The sequence below is a fragment of the Pseudomonas sp. S2_C11 genome (assembly GCF_054668395.1).
Window position 1 is genome coordinate 5,348,896 of record NZ_CP162765.1, and the last position, 18,452, is coordinate 5,367,347.

At 61.4% G+C, this 18,452-nt stretch carries 17 protein-coding genes; 9 read left to right on the top strand and 8 right to left on the bottom strand.

All coding sequences use genetic code 11. From position 1 onward, the window contains the following. Nucleotides 1-66 precede the first annotated feature (66 nt). Genes AB4N48_RS24010 through AB4N48_RS24025 form a run of 4 tightly spaced genes read right to left on the bottom strand, consistent with a single transcriptional unit; the run spans nt 67 to nt 2,866 of the window. Nucleotides 67-780, bottom strand: coding sequence for a PA5502 family lipoprotein (locus tag AB4N48_RS24010; RefSeq protein WP_016772339.1), 714 nt, complete (start codon nt 778-780; stop codon nt 67-69). Between the two features lie 37 nt (nt 781-817). Further along, nucleotides 818-1,606 (bottom strand): zinc ABC transporter permease subunit ZnuB, encoded by a 789-nt coding sequence (gene znuB / locus AB4N48_RS24015; RefSeq protein WP_016772340.1) that lies wholly within the window; start codon nt 1,604-1,606, stop codon nt 818-820. Then, nucleotides 1,599-2,384: a zinc ABC transporter ATP-binding protein ZnuC gene (gene znuC / locus AB4N48_RS24020; RefSeq protein ID WP_024014991.1), complete on the bottom strand. Its 786-nt coding sequence runs from the start codon at nt 2,382-2,384 to the stop codon at nt 1,599-1,601. The genes znuB and znuC overlap by 8 nt, the downstream gene beginning before the upstream one ends. After that, nucleotides 2,384-2,866 carry a Fur family transcriptional regulator gene (locus AB4N48_RS24025; protein ID WP_024014990.1) on the bottom strand — a complete coding sequence of 161 codons (483 nt, stop codon included), beginning with the start codon at nt 2,864-2,866 and terminating at the stop codon, nt 2,384-2,386. The genes znuC and AB4N48_RS24025 overlap by 1 nt, the downstream gene beginning before the upstream one ends. Before the next feature lie 66 nt (nt 2,867-2,932). Here AB4N48_RS24025 and znuA point away from each other — a divergent pair, with 66 nt between their 5' ends. Then, entirely contained in the window at nt 2,933-3,853 is a 921-nt protein-coding gene (znuA, locus tag AB4N48_RS24030) for a zinc ABC transporter substrate-binding protein ZnuA (RefSeq protein ID WP_460094425.1), read from the top strand. A 128-nt stretch (nt 3,854-3,981) separates the two neighbouring features. Here znuA and AB4N48_RS24035 read toward each other — a convergent pair whose 3' ends face one another. Beyond that, entirely contained in the window at nt 3,982-4,935 is a 954-nt protein-coding gene (locus tag AB4N48_RS24035; RefSeq protein ID WP_460094426.1) for a homoserine kinase, read from the bottom strand. Between the two features lie 55 nt (nt 4,936-4,990). Then, nucleotides 4,991-5,281 (bottom strand): DUF2782 domain-containing protein, encoded by a 291-nt coding sequence (locus AB4N48_RS24040; protein ID WP_041476480.1) that lies wholly within the window; start codon nt 5,279-5,281, stop codon nt 4,991-4,993. A gap of 74 nt (nt 5,282-5,355) precedes the next feature. Between AB4N48_RS24040 and polA the strand changes: the two genes are divergently transcribed. Continuing rightward, nucleotides 5,356-8,160, top strand: coding sequence for a DNA polymerase I (polA, locus tag AB4N48_RS24045; protein WP_150743224.1), 2,805 nt, complete (start codon nt 5,356-5,358; stop codon nt 8,158-8,160). Between the two features lie 401 nt (nt 8,161-8,561). On the opposite strand, the gene yihA is transcribed toward polA, so the two are convergent. Beyond that, entirely contained in the window at nt 8,562-9,206 is a 645-nt protein-coding gene (gene yihA / locus AB4N48_RS24050; RefSeq protein WP_056791221.1) for a ribosome biogenesis GTP-binding protein YihA/YsxC, read from the bottom strand. A 191-nt stretch (nt 9,207-9,397) separates the two neighbouring features. On the opposite strand from yihA, the gene AB4N48_RS24055 reads away from it, so the two are divergent. The 7 genes from AB4N48_RS24055 (at nt 9,398) to AB4N48_RS24085 (ending at nt 16,664) form a co-directional block, all read left to right on the top strand. After that, on the top strand, nt 9,398-9,703 hold the full coding sequence (locus AB4N48_RS24055) for a c-type cytochrome (protein ID WP_016772347.1): 306 nt from the start codon (nt 9,398-9,400) through the stop codon (nt 9,701-9,703). 30 nt (nt 9,704-9,733) lie between these two features. Then, nucleotides 9,734-10,345, top strand: coding sequence for a c-type cytochrome (locus AB4N48_RS24060; RefSeq protein ID WP_056791217.1), 612 nt, complete (start codon nt 9,734-9,736; stop codon nt 10,343-10,345). A 199-nt stretch (nt 10,346-10,544) separates the two neighbouring features. Beyond that, a complete protein-coding gene (locus AB4N48_RS24065) occupies nt 10,545-11,186 on the top strand; it encodes a thiol:disulfide interchange protein DsbA/DsbL (RefSeq protein WP_016772349.1) in 642 nt (213 codons plus the stop codon). Between the two features lie 14 nt (nt 11,187-11,200). Further along, entirely contained in the window at nt 11,201-12,079 is an 879-nt protein-coding gene (locus AB4N48_RS24070) for an endonuclease/exonuclease/phosphatase family protein (RefSeq protein WP_024014985.1), read from the top strand. Beyond that, nucleotides 12,076-14,091, top strand: coding sequence for a GGDEF domain-containing protein (locus AB4N48_RS24075; RefSeq protein WP_095182297.1), 2,016 nt, complete (start codon nt 12,076-12,078; stop codon nt 14,089-14,091). Before AB4N48_RS24070 ends, AB4N48_RS24075 begins: the two co-directional genes overlap by 4 nt. A gap of 101 nt (nt 14,092-14,192) precedes the next feature. Continuing rightward, nucleotides 14,193-14,975, top strand: coding sequence for an N-acetylmuramoyl-L-alanine amidase (locus AB4N48_RS24080; protein WP_095182298.1), 783 nt, complete (start codon nt 14,193-14,195; stop codon nt 14,973-14,975). Nucleotides 14,976-15,050: 75 nt separating this feature from the next. Then, nucleotides 15,051-16,664, top strand: coding sequence for an EAL domain-containing protein (locus tag AB4N48_RS24085; protein ID WP_095182299.1), 1,614 nt, complete (start codon nt 15,051-15,053; stop codon nt 16,662-16,664). Here the strand turns inward: AB4N48_RS24085 and AB4N48_RS24090 are convergent. Beyond that, entirely contained in the window at nt 16,661-18,451 is a 1,791-nt protein-coding gene (locus AB4N48_RS24090) for an ATP-binding protein (protein WP_095182300.1), read from the bottom strand. The two genes, AB4N48_RS24085 and AB4N48_RS24090, sit on opposite strands and share 4 nt — an antisense overlap. Nucleotide 18,452 lies beyond the last annotated feature (1 nt).

Consider the following 18,452-nt stretch of genomic DNA (forward strand, 5'->3'; position numbering starts at 1 on the left):
GCGAGCAGGCTCGCTCCCACAGGTACGCTGTTGCACCTGTGGGAGCGAGCCTGCTCGCGAAGCTTTTTATGGCTTGCGCGGGCTTAAAACCATCTGCGCCGGAACCGTGCGCAAGATCTGCTTCTCGATCTGCAAATCAAAATCAGGATCGAGCTTCTTGACTCGCTTGCTCAGCAACGTCGCCAGCCACGGATAATCCGCGGTGCGCGGCGCCTGAATGCTGACGGCGCATTCGTAATTCACCACATCGGCGGCGATCGCATCGAGTTGTCGTTGCAGCTTGTGAATATCGCCGATGTTCAACGCAACAGTGGTGCTCTCGGCGGTCGGGTCGATGACCTTGGCTTTCGGCCTGGCTTCGGCAGCCAGCAACGCGGCCTCGGCCTTTTCCAGCTCGGCCTTGCGCGCTTCGGTGATCGCGCCGTTGACGCCGCCGGTCAGCGCTGGCGCCTTGGGCATCAGAGCACGGGCGCGGCTGAGCGCGGTGGCCGCAGCGTTGACATCGCCCTTTTGCAGAACGATCTGGCTGCGGCGCAGGTACGCCTCGGCCAGCTGCCGCTGGTACTGCTCAAGGGATTGATCGTTGGGGGTTGCGGCCTGCAAGGCGGCCAACTGGTCTTCGGCGGTGGCCAGTTCGCTGCTGGCCAGGCTTTGCTCCAGCTGCGCGATGGCCGTAGCCCGCGCATCGGGGACTTCAGCCACCGGCGGCGTGCTTTGGCAGGCGCCCAGCAGCACTGAAAATGCGACAAGGAGCAGATAACGGGAGGCGAACGGCTTCATTCCTGCGACTCTCTAATTGCGCAAAAAGCGGCCAAGTCTACACCCCACGACGGGGCAGAACAAAACTCAACAGAAACAGCGCGGCTGCCGTCACAACGATAGACGGCCCCGCCGGGGTGTCCTTGAACCACGACAACGCCAGCCCGCCGCACACCGCGAGCATGCCCAGCAGGCTCGCGCCCAAGGCCATCTGCTCCGGCGAACGGGCGTGACGCTGTGCCGCAGCCGCCGGAATGATCAGCAGCGAAGTGATCAGCAGCACACCGACGATTTTCATCGCCACGGCGATCACCACCGCGATCAACAGCATCAGCGCCAAGCGCAAACCCGCAACCGGCAAGCCTTCGACCCGCGCCAGTTCTTCGTGCACGGTGACCGCCAGCAGCGGTCGCCACAGCGTCACCAGCAACACCAGCACCGCCGCGGTGCCACCGAGAATCCACGCAAGATCGCTCGGACTGATTGCCAGCAAGTCGCCGAACAGATAGGCCATCAGGTCGATCCGCACTTCATGCATGAAGCTTAGTACCACCAGGCCGAGAGAGAGGGTGCTCGGTGCAAGAATTCCCAACAGGGTGTCGGATGCCAGTGGCTGACGCTGTTGCAGCGTCACCAAGAGCACCGCCAGCAGCAGGCAACCGACCGTCACCGCCACCGTCGGGCTGACGTCCAGCAAAAAGCCCAGTGCCACGCCGAGCAATGCGGCGTGGGACAGGGTATCGCCGAAATATGCCATGCGCCGCCACACCACAAACGAGCCGAGCGGTCCGGCCACCAGCGCCAGGGCCAGACCTGCAAGCAGGGCATACAAAAGAAAATCAGCCATGCTTGCAGCCGTCTCCATGAACATGAGGTTGCCCGCCGAGCGGGCCTTTGACCACCGAACCGTGCAGGTCGTGGGCGTGGTCGTGATGGTGGTGATAGATCGCCAGACTCGGCGCGTTCTTGCCGAACAACTCGACAAATGCCGGATCGCCGCTGACCTGCTCGGGATGCCCGGAGCAGCAGACGTGACGATTGAGGCAGACCACCTGATCGGTGGTGCTCATCACCAGATGCAAATCGTGGGACACCATGAGCACGCCGCAACCGTGGCGGTCGCGCAGACGGGTGATCAGGCTGTACAGCTCGGCCTGCCCGGCCACGTCGACGCCCTGCACCGGTTCATCCAGCACCAACAGTTCCGGCTCACGCAGCAGTGCCCGAGCCAACAGCACACGCTGCATTTCGCCGCCGGAAACGCTCTGCACCGGGCTGTCGATCACGTGTTCGGCGCCAACTTCCTTCAACGCGGCCAAGGCACGCGAACGATCGACGCCAGGCACCAGGCGCAGGAAGCGCAGCACTGACAGCGGCAGCGTCGGGTCAACATGCAGTTTCTGCGGCATGTAACCGACGCGCAATTTCGGCTTGCGCCAGACGCTGCCACTGTTCGGCTTCAACAGCCCGAGCACGGCGCGTACCAGCGTGGTCTTGCCGGCGCCATTGGGGCCGATCAGGGTGACGATCTGCCCCGGCTCGACGCTCAGCTCGATGTTGTCCAGCACGGTCTGCCCGGCAAACGTGACGGCGACCTGCTCCAGACGGATCAGCGCGTTGCTCATCAGGCCCCCTGGCAACCGGCGCACAGACCAACCACTTCGACCGTCTGCGCTTCGACGATGAAACCGACATCTTTGGCGCTGCTGATGATCGCGTCGCTGATCACTTTTTGCTCAAGTTCGATGGCGGCGTGGCACTCGCGGCAGATCAGGAACTGGCCTTGATGCGCGTGTTCAGGATGCACGCAGCCAACGAAGGCGTTGAGCGACGAGATGCGATGGACCAGGCCGTTTTCGAGCAGGAAATCCAGTGCGCGGTACACCGTAGGCGGCGCTGCGCGGCGGCCGTCCTGCTCGCTGAGCACCGCAAGGATATCGTAGGCACCCAGCGGCTTGTGGCTTTGCCAGACCAGTTCCAGCACGCGGCGGCGCAGGGCAGTCAGACGCAAACCTTTCTGCGCGCACAAGGTATCGGCCTCGGACAGAGCGCTGTGCACGCAATGGGAGTGGTCGTGGGGACGGCTGGCAATCGGTGTAATAGGCATGAGCGGCGACGAGATTTGCTGGAGACGTTATTATGTTACCCGTTCTCGCTTCCTTGAGTGGTCATCGTGTCCCGACTTTTTTCTGTTTTTGTGGCTTGTGTTGCCAGTTTTCTGCTGATCGGTACGGCCCAGGCCGAGGTCAAAGTGCTCACCAGTATCAAACCGTTGCAGCTGATTGCCGCTGCCGTGCAGGACGGCGTGGCGATTCCCGAGGTGCTGCTGCCGCCGGGTGCCTCCCCACACAATTACGCCCTGCGCCCATCCGACGTACGGAAGGTGCAGTCAGTCGATCTGCTCTACTGGATCGGCCCGGACATGGAAGGTTTCCTGCCGCGCGTGCTCGGCGGTCGCAGCCTGCCGAGCGTCGCCGTGCAGGATCTGCCGGGGCTCAAGCTGCGGCATTTCGGCGCGGACAACCATTCCCACGCCGAAGAGGCCGATGAGCATGATCACGACCATCGCCCCGGCTCGCTGGATGCACACCTGTGGTTGTCACCGGCCAACGCGCGGGTGATCGCTGACAAAATGGCCGCCGACCTCAGCGCCGCCGACCCGGCCAATGCCCAGCGCTATCAGAGCAATGCCAAAGCCTTCGATGAACGTCTGGATGCGCTGGATCAGCGCTTGAAGAAGCGTCTGGCCAATGTCGAAGGCAAGCCGTACTTCGTGTTTCATGAGGCGTTTGATTATTTCGAAGACGCTTACGGCCTGAAGCACGCCGGGGTGTTCGCGGTGGCCGCTGAAGTACAGCCCGGCGCCCAGCATGTCGCGGCGATGCGCAAGCGTTTGCAGGAAGTAGGCAAGACCTGTGTGTTCAGCGAGCCGCCATTGCGTCCGCGCCTGGCGGAAACCCTGGTGGCCGGTTTGCCGGTGAAACTCGCCGAGCTGGATGCGTTGGGTGGTTATACGCCGGCGACGGCTCAGGGCTATGAGCAGGTGCTGGAAAAACTCAGCAATGATCTGGCCGGGTGCCTGGAGTCGCTGTAACAACACAAACCTTGTGGGAGCGAGCCTGCTCGCGAAAGCGGTTGGTCAGTCAGCAAAAATGCTGAACGGGCCGCCGCCTTCGCGAGCAGGCTCGCTCCCACAGGTTCGTGTTTGCTTGGCGAATCTACTCAGAGGGCGAAGGGCAACGGTGTATTGACCTTCTGCCGCTGCGCCAGGCGCTGCTCGAATTCCTGCGGATCGTGAATCAACACGTCCTGCCCGGCGAACTGCTCGGCGGCGATCAGGCGTGACAGCCAGAACCGCACACAAGCCACACGCAACATCGTTGGCCAGAGCTCAGCCTCCGCCGCCGTGAACGGGCGCAGCGCCGCGTAGGCACCGAGGAATGCCCGGGCGCGCGGGCCATCGATCACGCCCTCCTCGTCCGAACACCAGTCATTCAACGCGATCGCCACGTCGTACAGCATCGGCCCCGAGCAGGCGTTGTAGAAGTCGATCAACCCGGTCAGATGGGTGCCTTCGAACATGGCGTTGTCGCGGAACAGATCGGCGTGAATATTGGCGCGAGGTAGCGCAAGAATCTTCTCTTTGCGCTCGGTGATCTCATCCAGCGCCTTTTGCAGCAAGGCACGCGGCTCATCGCTCAGGTGCGAGAGAAATTCAGTGCCCTCCTCCAGCATCCAGTCCAGGCCGCGATCGGTCTTGCGCTTGATCATGCGCTCGCCCTGGGTTGCCAGATGCAGATGCGCCTGCAACTCGCCGACCTGCGCGCAATGCTGGGCGTTGGCGACCTTGATGTGCTTGCCCGACAGACGCGGTTGCAGCAGCGCCGGTTTGCCTTTGAGCTCACGCAGGGCCAAGCCGTCGGTGGTGCGCAGGGCGTAAGGCACCGGCAGATCGGCTTCGTGCAGCACGTCGAGCAGGTCGATGAAGAACGGCATCTCCTGCACCGGGCCGCGCTCGACCAGGGTCAGGACAAACTCGCCCTGCTCCAGACTGATGAAGAAATTGGTGTTTTCGCTGCCGGCGGCGATCCCCTGGAAATCGAGCAGGCGGCCGAGCCCGTAAGGGGCGAGAAAGGTTTCCAGCTCGGGCCGAGCCAGGGGAGTGAACACAGACATGTCTTGACTGCCAGTACGGGCGCCGCAACGGCGGCGCCACAAGTGAATTAAAAACCTACTTCCATTCGAAGATCTTCCATGACGGGATCAGCATATCCGGCTGGTCCGAGCGGATGAAGTTGGCATCCGTTCCGTCGGCGCGCACCAGAAAGTACGGCGGCGCGCCCTTCGGCGTGACCTTGATCGCATACAGGAAACCGTTCTGACGGTACTCCTGAATAGTCTTGTCGCCCTCCGTGCGGATGGTGACCTCGGGGTCGCCGCCCGGCGCATCATCCGCCGCAATCGCGGCCAGTGGTGAGACAGCGATCAACCCGACCAGCAGCAAGCGATTTAACGTACGCATGATAACCTTGTCCCTTTGTCGTCAACGGTCCCGCTATTCTAGCGCCGGACCCGCCGAAAAGGTTGATCCTGCTCATGAGCCAAGCCCCCCTCGTCCTGGTGGACGGTTCGTCTTACCTGTACCGCGCCTTTCATGCACTGCCACCACTGACCACGTCCAAAGGCCTGCCGACCGGTGCGGTCAAAGGCGTGCTGAACATGCTCAAGAGTCTGCGCAAGCAGTACCCGGACAGCCCCTTCGCCGTGGTGTTCGACGCCAAGGGCGGAACATTTCGTGACGAGATGTACGCCGAATACAAGGCCAACCGGCCGAGCATGCCCGATGACATGCGCGTGCAGATCGAGCCGCTGCACCAGAGCGTGATCGCCCTCGGCTTCCCGCTGCTGTGCGTCGACGGCGTCGAGGCTGACGACGTGATCGGCACCCTCGCCCGCAGCAGTGCGGCGGCCGATCGCCCGGTGATCATTTCCACCGGTGACAAGGACATGGCGCAACTGGTCGACGGCCACATTACCTTGGTCAACACCATGTCCGGTAGCTCGATGGATGTGGAAGGCGTGAAGGAGAAATTTGGCGTCGCACCGGAGCAGATCATCGATTATCTGGCGCTGATGGGCGATTCCTCCGACAACATTCCGGGCGTGCCGGGCATCGGCCCGAAGACGGCGTCCGGCCTGCTGGTCGGCGTCAACGGCGGTCTGACCGAGCTGTACGCCAACCTCGACATCGTGCCGACCCTGCCGATCCGTGGCGCAAAAACCCTGCCGGCCAAGCTCGAAGAGCACAAGGAAATGGCTTTCCTGTCCTATCAACTGGCGACCATCAAGGTCGACGTGCCGCTGGATATCGGCCTCGACGATCTGCAGATGGGTCAGGAAGATCCGGCCAAACTCTACGAGCTGTACACCCTGCTGGAATTCAAGAGCTGGCTCAATGATCTGGATCGCGATGCCAAGCGTCTGGAACTGAGCGCGGCGGCCGAACCTGCGCCCGCCCATGATCTGTTCAGCGCCCCGCAAGCCGAGGCACCTGCTGCCCCTGCCGAAGCCGCCTACGAAACCATCCTCGATCAGGCTCGCTTCGACGTCTGGCTGGAAAAACTGCGCAACGCCAAGCTGATCGCCTTCGACACCGAAACCACCGGCATCGACGCGCAGCGAGCGCAACTGGTCGGTCTGTCGTTCGCCGTACAGGCCAACGAAGCTGCGTACATCCCGCTGACCCACTCCTACATCGGCGTGCCGGAGCAGCTGGATCGCGACACCGTGCTGCGCGCACTCAAGCCGATTCTGGAAGACCCGAGCAAACTCAAGGTTGGCCAGCACGCCAAGTTCGACATGAACATTCTGGCCAACTGCGCCATTGGCGGCGATCAGAGCCAGGGCATCAGCGTGCACGGCATCGCCTTCGACACCATGCTCGAGTCCTACGTACTCAATTCCACCGCGACCCGTCACGACATGGACAGCCTCGCGCAGAAGTACCTTGACCACACCACGGTGAGCTTCCAGGACATCGCCGGCAAAGGTGCCAAGCAACTGACCTTCGACCAGATCGCTCTGGAACAGGCCGGGCCGTATGCCGCCGAAGACGCCGACATCACTCTGCGCCTGCACCAGATCCTGTTCGACAAGCTCAGCGCGATTCCGAGCCTGGCCAGCGTCTTGACCGACATCGAAATCCCACTGGTACCGGTATTGGCGCGCATCGAACGCCAGGGCGCGTTCGTCGATGCCGAACTGCTCGGCATTCAGAGCATTGAGCTGGGCAACAAAATGGTCGCGCTGGAGCGTGAAGCCTTCGAAATTGCCGGGGAGGAATTCAACCTCGGCTCGCCGAAGCAGCTGGGCGTGATTCTCTATGAAAAGCTCGGCCTGCCGGTGCTGAAGAAAACCGCCAAGGGCCAGCCGTCCACCGCTGAAGAAGTGCTGGCGAAACTCGCCGAAGACGATCACCGCTTGCCGAAGGTGCTGATGGAGCACCGTTCGATGAGCAAGCTGAAAAGCACCTACACCGATCGCCTGCCCGAACAGATCAACCCGCGCACCGGGCGCATCCACACCTCGTATCATCAGGCCGTGGCTTCGACCGGGCGCCTGTCTTCCAGTGATCCGAACCTGCAGAACATTCCGGTGCGCACCGCCGAAGGCCGACGCATTCGTCAGGCGTTCGTCGCACCGAAGGGTTACAAACTGCTGGCGGCGGACTATTCGCAGATCGAACTGCGGATCATGGCCCACCTGTCCCGCGACGAAGGCCTGATGAACGCCTTTCGCAACAATCTCGACGTGCACACTGCAACCGCTGCCGAAGTATTCAAGGTCGAGCTTGATCAAGTGACCTCGGACCAGCGCCGCAGCGCCAAGGCGATCAACTTCGGTCTGATCTACGGCATGGGCGCGCAGAAGCTCGGCAAGGACATCGGCGTCGACACCAAGACCGCCAAGGCTTACATCGACACCTACTTCGCCCGTTATCCAGGCGTGCGCGAATACATGGAGCGTACCCGCGCGCAAGCGGCGGATCAGGGTTACGTCGAAACTTTCTTCGGTCGTCGCCTGTACTTGCCGGAGATCAACTCGAACAAGCCGCAGGAACGCGCCGCTGCAGAACGCACAGCGATCAACGCGCCGATGCAGGGCACGGCAGCGGACATCATCAAGAAAGCGATGGTGGCTGTGGATAACTGGCTGGCCACGTCGGGGCTGGATGCCCGGGTCATCCTGCAAGTGCACGACGAACTGGTGCTGGAGGTTCGCGAGGATCTGGTCGAGCAGGTCAGTGCCGAAATTCGTACGCACATGAGCGAAGCGGCGAAACTGGATGTGCCGCTGCTGGTGGAAGTTGGCGTGGGCAACAACTGGGATGAGGCGCACTGAGTTTGTAAAGGTGCCGCGACGCGACGTCGCGGCAAGTCCCGTAAACCGGCTTAGAACGATAAATGCTTGAGGCTATTCCAAAGCTTTTTGAAAAAAATCTGAACTAATCTGTCGACCGAACACTCAGAGATACTGAATGGCTGGTGAAGCCCTTCGATGCTCCTATGTTGTGTTAAGTGTTGGCAGATATCTGAACCCCGCCCTAGCGGTTCGGAACTTGAACCCCGGAACTTCTCCCTCCCCAATGAAGTCCGGGGCTTTTTTTGCCCCAAAACTGGCTGTGATGCCGTCATGCTGCGTTAAAAGCACCGCTAAAAATGCTCATTTAGGTACCCTAAACTCCGCTTTTTAGCGGTGCTTTCGCCTTGCCTGACAGCACCACAGTCAGTTTTGAAATTGTCTTACTCGGCTGCCGCCTCGGTGTTTTTGTCTGCCAGTTCCATCCAGTCGGCCAATACGGTGTAGGCCTCTTCCAGGCCCATGCGTTTTGGTGCGGAGAACAGTTGGATGGTGATCGAGTCGCCCCAGCCTTTGCGGATTTCCGACTGTACTTTCAGCAGGGTGTTCTTGGCTGCGCCGTAGGTGAGTTTGTCGGCTTTGGTCAGCAGGATGTGCATCGGCATGCCAGCGGCGACGGCCCAGTCGAGCATCAGCAGGTCGAAGTCGGTCATCGGATGGCGGATGTCCATCATCAGAATCAGACCTTTCAGACTCTCCCGACCACCGAGGTAAGCCTCAAGGTGGCGCTGCCAGTGTTGCTTGAGCGGGATCGGTACTTTTGCATAACCGTAGCCCGGCAGGTCGACCAGACGGCGATCATCGTCTAGCTTGAAGAAGTTCAACAGCTGTGTGCGACCCGGAGTTTTCGAGGTGCGCGCCAGGCTGGCGTGAGTCAGGGTGTTCAGCGCGCTGGATTTGCCGGCGTTGGAACGACCGGCAAACGCCACTTCGAAGCCTTCGTCGTCAGGGCATTGATCGACTTTGGCGGCACTGAGCATGAACGTGGACTGTTGGCACAGGCCGAGGATGGGATTCTTGAGTTGCATGGGATTTCCGATGTGGGCGGCGCCGGGATTGGGCGCGGAACGCGGTGTCGCTTCCGTTTCAGTGACGCCAGTATATAATGCCGCAGATTTTGTGTGTGCTTTGTCCCAGCGAAGGATGAAGTTCACGAGAGCGACAGACTTTGATTGCGCATTAGAACGCAGAACGCTCTCAACCCTGAAAAGGTCGTTTTATGACGAAATGGCTGCTGGCTGCCGGAGTCTTGATGCCGCTTTACAGCGCACAGGCTACACAGGATCCGGAAGCCGTGTACAACCGTGTTTGTGGTGCCTGTCATTCCGGCCAACTACCCATGGCGCCCGCAAGAGGCGATCAGGAAGCTTGGACGCCGAGGTTGGCGAAAGGTATGGGGACGCTGGTGCAACACGTGACCCAGGGTTTCAAGGCGATGCCGCCGCGTGGTTTGTGCATGGACTGCAGTGCCGAGGATTACCAGGCCATCATCCTGTGGATGAGCGAGAGTAAGCCCGGTCCATAACTTAACCCTTAGCCGTAGTTGGATTAGCTGATGAACAAATTGATCGTGAGTCTGCTGTTGACCGTGGGAATTTCAGGTATCGCCCATGCTGCCGGCGATGCCGCAGCAGGCCAGGCCAAAGCTGCCGTTTGCGGGGCCTGCCATGGCCCGGACGGCAACAGCATGGCGCCAAACTTTCCGAAACTGGCAGGTCAGGGTGAACGCTACCTCGACAAGCAATTGCATGACATCAAGTCGGGCAAGCGCGTGGTGCTGGAAATGACCGGCCTGTTGACCAACCTGAATGATCAGGATCTGGCCGACATCGCTGCGTACTTCGCCAGCCAGAAAGGCAGTGTCGGCGCCGCCGATCCGAAGATCGTCGCTCGCGGTGAAGCGCTGTTCCGTGGCGGCAACCTGGAAAAAGGCCTGCCAGCCTGCACCGGCTGCCATTCGCCGAACGGTGCCGGCAATGCTGCAGCAGGCTTCCCGCACCTGGGTGGCCAGCATGCGCAATACATCGCCAAGCAACTGACCGATTTCCGCAAGGAAGACGGCGGTCGCGCCAACGACGGCGACGCGATGACCATGCGCACCATCGCGCGCAAGCTGAGCGACGAAGACATCGCCGCTGTTTCCAGCTACATCCAGGGCCTGCACTGAGACGCTGAATCGAGGGCTGAGCGAGGCGCGCAGCGCCGGCCACGTTAACGCTCGATTAATCCTTCGCAGCAAGTATAAAAAGGGTGGCTTTGGCCGCCCTTTTTTGTGGCCGCTGCCGTTACACTACAGCACTCATGCCCGCCAGGATCTGTGTCGCAACAGGTCGAGCGAGGCGACCCAAATTGTTCAGGAGTAAAGCATGCGTAATCTGATCATCAGCGCCGCCCTCGTCGCTGCCAGCCTGTTCGGCGTCACCGCCCAGGCCGCTGAAGCCCCTGCCGCCCCTTATGTCGAACTGGCCAATCCGGTGCCGGTTGCAAAGCCTGGCAAAATCGAAGTGGTCGAGCTGTTCTGGTACGGCTGCCCGCATTGCTACGCTTTTGAGCCAGTGATCAATCCATGGGTTGAAAAACTGCCGTCCGACGTCAACTTCGTGCGCATTCCCGCCATGTTCGGCGGCCCATGGGACGCTCACGGCCAGATGTTCCTGACTCTGGAAGCCATGGGTGTCGAGCATCAGGTACACAACGCCGTGTTCAACGCGATCCAGAAAGAACACAAGAAGCTCACCGACAAGAACGACATGGCTGACTTCCTCGCCACTCAAGGCGTGGACAAGGACAAGTTCCTCGCCACTTTCGACTCGTTCGCTATCAAAGGCCAGATCGTCAAGGCCCGTGAGCTGGCGAAGAAGTACGAAATTACTGGCGTGCCAACCATGATCGTCAATGGTAAATACCGCTTCGACATCGGCTCTGCCGGTGGTGCCGAGCAAGCATTGAAGCTGGCTGACGATCTGGTCGCCAAAGAGCGAGCGGCGAACAAGGCTGCTGCCAACTAAGCGCGGCATTCGCCATGCGCCGCTGGAAGTCCGAACGCATCGTTGGCCTGCATGATCCGCAGGTCAACGAGCATCACCTGGCGTCTACGGGCCTGCCCGCAGACCAGCGTCTGCGCTTGCTCAGTTTCAACATTCAGGTCGGCATCAGCACCGAGCGCTATCGGCATTACCTGACCCGCAGCTGGCAGCATCTGCTGCCGCACACCGGGCGTTCCGGCAATCTGCAAAAGATCGGTGACCTGCTCGGCGACTTCGATCTGGTCGCGCTGCAGGAAGCCGATGGCGGCAGCCTGCGTTCGGGCTACGTCAATCAGGTCGAACATCTGGCCCACCTCGGCGCCTTTCCCTACTGGTATCAACAACTCAATCGCAACCTCGGTCGACTGGCCCAGCACAGCAATGGCGTGCTCAGTCGCCTGAAGCCGTGGGCGATCGAGGATCATCCGCTGCCCGGCCCGAAAGGTCGCGGCGCGATCCTGCTGCGCTTCGGCGAAGGTCCGGAAGCGTTGGTGGTGGTAATGATGCACCTGGCCCTCGGCGCGCGGACCCGCAGCCTGCAACTGGCCTACATTCGTGATTTGATCAGCGGCTACAAGCATCAGGTGCTGATGGGCGACATGAATACCCATGCCAGCGACCTGCTCGAACACTCGCCATTACGCGATCTCGGCCTGCTGGCCCCGCAGGTGGAAGCGACCTTCCCCAGCTGGCGCCCACAGCGTTGCCTTGATCATATTCTGCTCAGCCCGACCCTGACCCTGGAAAAGGTCGAGGTACTGGCCCAGCCCATTTCCGATCACCTGCCGGTCGCGGTGGAAATTCGTCTGCCGGGTTCGCTCACGGCCGACGCATTGCCCGCGTTGAGCCCTGCCCCTCGCGGAACCTGTGAATGAGCGACGACGCCCAGCGCTGGAAAGAGAAGTACCTCAAGAGCATCGAACAGCAGGACAAGCTCGAACGCCGCTGGGCCGCGCGACTCGACCTGCTGCGGCGCGGTCTGGTGCGCAGCACGCTGGCGGCCGAAGGCACCGACAAGGCTGTCGATCAGTGCATGAAAGAAATGCGCGAAGTGGTGCGCACCGATGACATGGACGCCGGCCTCGCCGCCCTGCTGCCGCGTCTGGAAAAAGCCGTGCTCGACTCCGAGCAGCGCCGTGAGACCCGCATTGATCAGGTCAGCACCGCGCTGACCGCGCTGGTCACCCAGTTGCAGGCTTTGCCATTGCCGCGCGAAGTCGCGCAACCGCTGAAGAAATTCGCCAAACAACTGGACAGCCGCGTCGGTCAGGCGCGGGAAATGCCACTGCTGCTGAGCGAGCTCAGTGGCTTGCAGGGCAAGGCCTTGAGTCAGTTGGAGACGCCTGCCGAGCCGGGTCGGCCGGGGTTGTTGCAGCGTTTGTTTGGTAGTCGCGACAGTGAAGAAACCGTTGCACCGGCGGCCGACATACCAGCAACACCAGTGCCGCAGCTGGTCGAAGCTCAGCAGCCTGAACCGGAGCCTGCGCAATCGGCACCGGTGGCCAACGCGGAGCCAGCGATCGCAGCGCCCGAGACCATCATCGAAACGTCCGCCCAGACGCCGCCTGATGAGCCGCAAGTCGTTGCGTTCGCTGCGCCTGTGGTCGTCGTTGAAGCCGAGCCAGCGCAAGTTGAACCCGCCGCGGACGCCGAGATGACCGTCGCTGCGCCAGCAACCGAGGCGTTCAACCCCGATGAATTGATCCACCCCGGCGATCCCTCGCCGCTGCTCCTCGACAGCCTGCCCTTGCCCGAGCCAATCGCTCAAGCATTGGCCGCTATCGACCCGGAGCAGTCGGAACACGACATCCTCTTCGCTCTGCCGGATTCCCCGGAGCCGTCCTACAGCTCCGTGGCCAGACACATCGAAGACACGCTGATCGGCCTGCTCGACGACCTGACCCTGCCCGAGCGCCACCGGCCGCAAGCCGAAGCCATGCGCGAACGGCTCAAACACGGACTGAACTGGTACGAGCTGCTACCGATCCTCGACGATCTCGCAACCTTGATGCTGGCGATTACCGATAGCGGTCAGCACGAATTCGAAGCCTATCTGCAACAGCTCAACGAACGCCTTGAAGCGTTCCAGAGCAACCTGCAAGCGGCCAGCGAAGGGCATGCCGACAACAGCTCGGCGGCGCGGGCCATGGACACGCAGATTCGCGAGCAGGTCGACGGCTTGCAGAGCAGCGTCCAGCAAGCAGCCGACCTCGATGACCTCAAGCATGTGCTGGAGAATCATCTGGAAGGCCTGCTGGGAACGATGGATCAGCACCAGAAGCAGCGCGACGCCCGCGAGCAGGAAGTCGCCGCCAGGTTGAAGAGCCTGTCGGAGCGCGTGGCGCATATGGAGCAGGAAGCCATGGGCTTCCGTGAACATCTTGAAGAGCAGCGGCAGAAAGCCCTGATCGATCCGTTGACCGGCCTGCCTAACCGCGCGGCGTGGAGTGAACGCCTGGAGCATGAAATCCAGCAATGGCAGCAGCACGGCAACACCCTTAGCCTGGCCATGCTCGACCTCGATCATTTCAAGCGCATCAACGACAGCTACGGCCACCTGGCCGGCGACAAAGTCCTGAAGATCATCGCCACAGTGCTGCGCAAGCGCCTGCGCGGCTCGGATTTCATCGCCCGTTTCGGCGGTGAAGAGTTTGTGCTGTTGCTGCCGGCGACGCCGCCAGCGGTTGGCGCAAAACTGCTGGAAACCCTGCGCGCGGCGATCGAAGCCTGCCCGTTTCATTTCAAGGGCGAGCGAGTGACCATTACGATTTCCATGGGACTGGCATCGTTCAAGGTCGGAGAACACAGCGATCTAGTGTTGAAAAGAGCCGATCAGGCGCTGTATCGGGCAAAAAACGCCGGACGCAACCGAGTGGAGCTCGGCTAAGGCAATTGTTCCATTTTGTTTAATTCCGCCCGCTGGCGGACGCTGGCCAAACCGGTACGTTACACTGTTGCATTACTGTCTTCTGCGTATTGTCCTCTGCCATGAAATTCTTTGCCCTTGTTGCCTCGCTGTTCGTCCTCGCTGGTTGCGCCAGCGGCCCGCGTTACGACACCAGCCATCCTTCGGCCAATTACGACAGCCGCATCCAGTTTGTCGTGGTGCATTACACCTCGGCGTCACTGGAGCGTTCGCTGCAATTGCTGACCCATGGCGACGTCAGCAGCCATTACCTGATCGGCGATGACAAGAACGCCACAATCTACAAGCTGATGGACGAAAACCAACGGGCCTGGCACGCCGGCGAGAGTCAATGGCAAGGCCGCACCTGGTTGAACTCCAGCTCCATCGGCATCGAAATCGTCAATCCCGGCTACAAGGACACCCCGACCGGGCGCCTGTGGTATCCGTACAGCGAAGCGCAGATCGAATCGTTGATCACCCTGCTCAAGGACATCAGCAAGCGCAACGGCATCAGCCCGCGGCACATCATCGGTCACAGCGACATCGCGCCGCTGCGCAAGCTTGATCCGGGGCCATTGTTTCCGTGGAAACGTCTCGCTGATGAAGGCTTGGGACTGTGGCCGAACGAGCAAGCGGTAGCGCGTCAGCAAGCCGTGTTCAACAGCAGTCCGCTGCCGGAACCAGGCTGGTTCCAGGCGCAACTTGCGCGCCTGGGTTACGACACGCCGCAGACCGGCGAGCTGGACGTCGCCACGCGCCACGTCCTCGCCGCGTTCCAGATGCATTACCGCCCTGCTCGCTTCGACGGGACGCCGGATGCGCAAACCGCGGCACTTCTTCTGGTCCTCAATCAGACAAAATAATGACGCCCGCCCGACGGTCAGGGCGAAATCGCAATCAGCAGCTATAACTCATGGTAATTCTTCGGAAAATCCTTGATGGCTGCGACCCGAGAGACGCTGCGTAGCTGGTTTTATCGCCCTGCTTTTTTGGCGATGATCGCGGCTGTCCTCAGCGCCAGTCTGTTGATCGCCGGCGGTATGTTCGCGGCGATACGCCAGATGGAAATGCGCGAGAGCCAGGAAATGAACGCCCAGGGCGAGCGTTTCCTCGCTCGCCTCGAACAATTGTTCGGCCAGTTGCGCGAAAGTCTCGACGACCTTGAAGCCCAGCCCTTGCGCGGCTGCGACGAAGAAATGATCGCGACCCTGCAGCAAGTCACCTTCAACTACCGCTTCGTCTATGAAGCGGCATATATGGACGCTTCGCGATTCTGCTCCAACCGTCCGCGCCAGGAAGGTCTGTCGTTGGTGCGCGCGCCGGACATTCAGGGCCCGACCTACAGCTATTGGCTCAACACCACCACCGAACCCGATGAAAACCGCGCGGCGCTGATGCTTGGCCGCGGCAACTTCCGTGTCGCTACCTCGCGCGGACATTTGACCGACATGGTCGATCTGTCGCCCGGCAGCAGCCTGCTGGTGGTACTCGATCACGGCACTCGCGCGATTCCGGTGCTCGGCACCGCACAGACCTGGCCACCGACCGAACCCTGGCCACCGAAGAGCCGTGATGCGCTGCAAGTCACGCAAACGCGGCTGATCTATCGCATGCCCACCGACAACCCGGAATATCAATTGGTGCTGATCACGCCGCGCACGGGCATGCACGTCCCGGCTGTGTGGTGGTGGCTGTTGCCGGTGTGCCTGATCGCCGGCGCCGTTGTCGGCTTTCTGACCTTGCTGCTGGTGCGTCAGCGCCAGTCACTGGATGCCGAGCTGCACGGAGCGATCCGCCGGGGTGAGTTGCAGGTGCTGTATCAGCCGATCTTCGACCTCGACAGCCGTCACTGCGTCGGCGCCGAAGCGCTGCTGCGCTGGCGGCGCCCGGACGGCACCCTGACCAGCCCCGACCTATTCATTCCCATGGCGGAGAACACCGGGCAGATCCGGCAGATGACCGACTTCGTGTTGCAGCGTCTGCTCGAACAACTGGGCCAGTTACTGCGCGCCAATCCGCAGCTGTATATCTCGGTGAACCTCGCGGCCTGCGACGTCATGGTGCCGCGCATCGGCCAGGTCATGGCGCGGCTGCTTGCCCTGCACCGTGTCGCCGCGCGGCAGATAGCCTTCGAAGTCACCGAGCGCGGCCTGATCGATGTAGTGGTGGCGCGGGAGAACCTGCAAGCCTTGCGCGACGTTGGCCATCAGGTGCTGATCGATGATTTCGGCACCGGCTATTGCAGCCTTGCCTATCTGCAGACCTTGCCGGTGGACTGCCTGAAGATCGACAAGGCGTTCATCGATGCGCTGGGCCATGACGCGGCGAGCAGCGGCGTCGCTCCGCACATCATTCACATGGCGCAGGCGCTGGATCTGAAAGTGATTGCCGAAGGCATCGAGCTGGAATCCCAGGCAGCGCTGCTCAGCAGTGAGGGGGTCAAGTTCGGTCAGGGCTGGCTGTTCGCCCACGCCTTGAGCGCCGTGCAATTCATCGAACTGATCACCCGAGGTCGACGCCTGGCCGGGCGGCGTATGGACGACGAGGCTTAAACGGCCAGCGCCATGTAGAACTGGGTGCCCTGCCCAGGCCGCGAGTAGACGCCCATGCGCCCGCCGTGCAACTGGACGATTTCCTTGCACAGCGCCAGGCCGAGCCCGGCGCCGCCCTTCTTGCGCCCGACCTGCACGAACGGCTCGAAAATCCGCCCCTGCTGGCCGTAGGCAATGCCTTCGCCATTGTCTTCGACGCTGATGATCACCCGCTCGCCATGGCGGCGCGCCTGCAGACGGATCTGCCCGTCGCGGGCGGTATGGCGCAAGGCGTTGTCGATCAGATTGTCGAGGACGCGATCGAGTTGCGCCTGATCAGCCTGCAACCTCGGCAGCGGGCCTTGAATCTCGACGTTCAGCGCAACACCTTTGGCCGCAGCCACGTCGGCAAAGCGCAGTTGCGCCTGCTCCAGCAGGTCCTCAATGGAACATGGCGCCAGGGTGAGTTTCTGTAGACCGTTCTGGTAGCGCGAGAAATTCAGCAAGTCGTTGATCAATTGCATCAGCCGCTGCATTTCTTCGTTGACCGTATCCAGCAGGTCAGCTTCGCGCGATTCAGCCGGGAATTTCGCCCTCTCGCGAAACAGTCCGAAGGCCATGTGCATGCCTGTGACCGGCGTGCGCAGTTCATGGGAAGCGCGCAAAACAAACTCACTGCGCACGCGCTCGAACGCGCGTTGCTCGGTGACGTCGTGCAGCACCATCACCGCACCGAGAATATGCCCTTGGGTATGACTGACCGGCGTCAGGCTGTAAGTCAGCAGGCGCGATTCGCCATCGACTTCGATGCTCAGATCTTCCGGCGCCCGCTCCAGCGTGCCGCCGCGCAGGACCAATTGCAGTTGTGCATCCAGTTCCGGGCGGCCGAGCGCGGTGCCCAAGCCTTGGCCCAGTCGATCGTCTTCCCAGCCCAACTGGCGCTGAGCAACAGGGTTGAGGTGCTCAAGCTGGCCCTGGCGGTCAATCATCAACAAACCGTCGTCGATGCTGTCGAGCACCGCTTGCAAGCGCTGCTGGCCGGCCAACAGTTCGTCGACATTCATCGCCTGGTGTTCGCGCAACGCCTCGGCCATCAGGCCGAAGCGCCGCGACAGCAGATTGACTTCCATGGCCGTGGAAATCGGCAGAGTCACGTCATAGTTACCCTGGCCGATGTTGTCCGCAGCCTTGGCCAGCGCTTCGATCGGTGCGCCGAAGCGCCGAGCAATGCCCTGCGCCGTGACAAAACCGATGATCAGCACTGCCAGCCCGACCAGGCCAAGCAGCCCGGCTATCAGCAGGGCGCGTTCGCGAGCGGCATGCTGCACCTCATTGATACTGTCCAGCGCGTGCTTGTGCTCAGCAATTAACCCATTACGCAGAATATTGAAGCGCTCGCGGAAATCCGCGCTGGTGCTGGCGTTCTTTGCCGCTTCGGCAGTCACGTCGAATGAGGCGAGGAAGCTCAGGTAATCGGCCTTGGCCTGGCGGAAACCGTAAGGCTGGTCATCGCCCTCCTGCTGTTGGGCGATGCCTTGGTCGAGCAACTCGAAGTAGTGCTGCTTGGACGCTTCGAACGCGACGGGGTCGGGTTTTTCGGCGAGCATGATGATCAATTGATCACCGAGGGTCTGGCGCAGCTTGAGCCCCAGATCCAGGGTGACAAAGTTGCTGCGCACCAGCGCTTCCTGCGACCCGGCCATCTGCATCACGCTGACCAGCCCGAGCAAGAGTCCGAGCAAGGCCACCGTGATCAACGCAGAAATGCTCAGGAACAGGCGCGTGCGCAGCTTGATCGCCAGTTTCATC

What these genes read in the sequence shown, in the direction of transcription:
- AB4N48_RS24010 (WP_016772339.1), bottom strand. Translation starts at nt 780, where the DNA reads ATGAAGCCGTTCGCCTCCCGTTATCTGCTCCTTGTCGCATTTTCAGTG.
- znuB (WP_016772340.1), bottom strand. Translation starts at nt 1,606, where the DNA reads ATGGCTGATTTTCTTTTGTATGCCCTGCTTGCAGGTCTGGCCCTGGCG.
- znuC (WP_024014991.1), bottom strand. Translation starts at nt 2,384, where the DNA reads ATGAGCAACGCGCTGATCCGTCTGGAGCAGGTCGCCGTCACGTTTGCC.
- AB4N48_RS24025 (WP_024014990.1), bottom strand. Translation starts at nt 2,866, where the DNA reads ATGCCTATTACACCGATTGCCAGCCGTCCCCACGACCACTCCCATTGC.
- AB4N48_RS24035 (WP_460094426.1), bottom strand. Translation starts at nt 4,935, where the DNA reads ATGTCTGTGTTCACTCCCCTGGCTCGGCCCGAGCTGGAAACCTTTCTC.
- AB4N48_RS24040 (WP_041476480.1), bottom strand. Translation starts at nt 5,281, where the DNA reads ATGCGTACGTTAAATCGCTTGCTGCTGGTCGGGTTGATCGCTGTCTCA.
- polA (WP_150743224.1), top strand. Translation starts at nt 5,356, where the DNA reads ATGAGCCAAGCCCCCCTCGTCCTGGTGGACGGTTCGTCTTACCTGTAC.
- yihA (WP_056791221.1), bottom strand. Translation starts at nt 9,206, where the DNA reads ATGCAACTCAAGAATCCCATCCTCGGCCTGTGCCAACAGTCCACGTTC.
- AB4N48_RS24055 (WP_016772347.1), top strand. Translation starts at nt 9,398, where the DNA reads ATGACGAAATGGCTGCTGGCTGCCGGAGTCTTGATGCCGCTTTACAGC.
- AB4N48_RS24060 (WP_056791217.1), top strand. Translation starts at nt 9,734, where the DNA reads ATGAACAAATTGATCGTGAGTCTGCTGTTGACCGTGGGAATTTCAGGT.
- AB4N48_RS24065 (WP_016772349.1), top strand. Translation starts at nt 10,545, where the DNA reads ATGCGTAATCTGATCATCAGCGCCGCCCTCGTCGCTGCCAGCCTGTTC.
- AB4N48_RS24070 (WP_024014985.1), top strand. Translation starts at nt 11,201, where the DNA reads ATGCGCCGCTGGAAGTCCGAACGCATCGTTGGCCTGCATGATCCGCAG.
- AB4N48_RS24075 (WP_095182297.1), top strand. Translation starts at nt 12,076, where the DNA reads ATGAGCGACGACGCCCAGCGCTGGAAAGAGAAGTACCTCAAGAGCATC.
- AB4N48_RS24080 (WP_095182298.1), top strand. Translation starts at nt 14,193, where the DNA reads ATGAAATTCTTTGCCCTTGTTGCCTCGCTGTTCGTCCTCGCTGGTTGC.
- AB4N48_RS24085 (WP_095182299.1), top strand. Translation starts at nt 15,051, where the DNA reads ATGGCTGCGACCCGAGAGACGCTGCGTAGCTGGTTTTATCGCCCTGCT.
- AB4N48_RS24090 (WP_095182300.1), bottom strand. Translation starts at nt 18,451, where the DNA reads ATGAAACTGGCGATCAAGCTGCGCACGCGCCTGTTCCTGAGCATTTCT.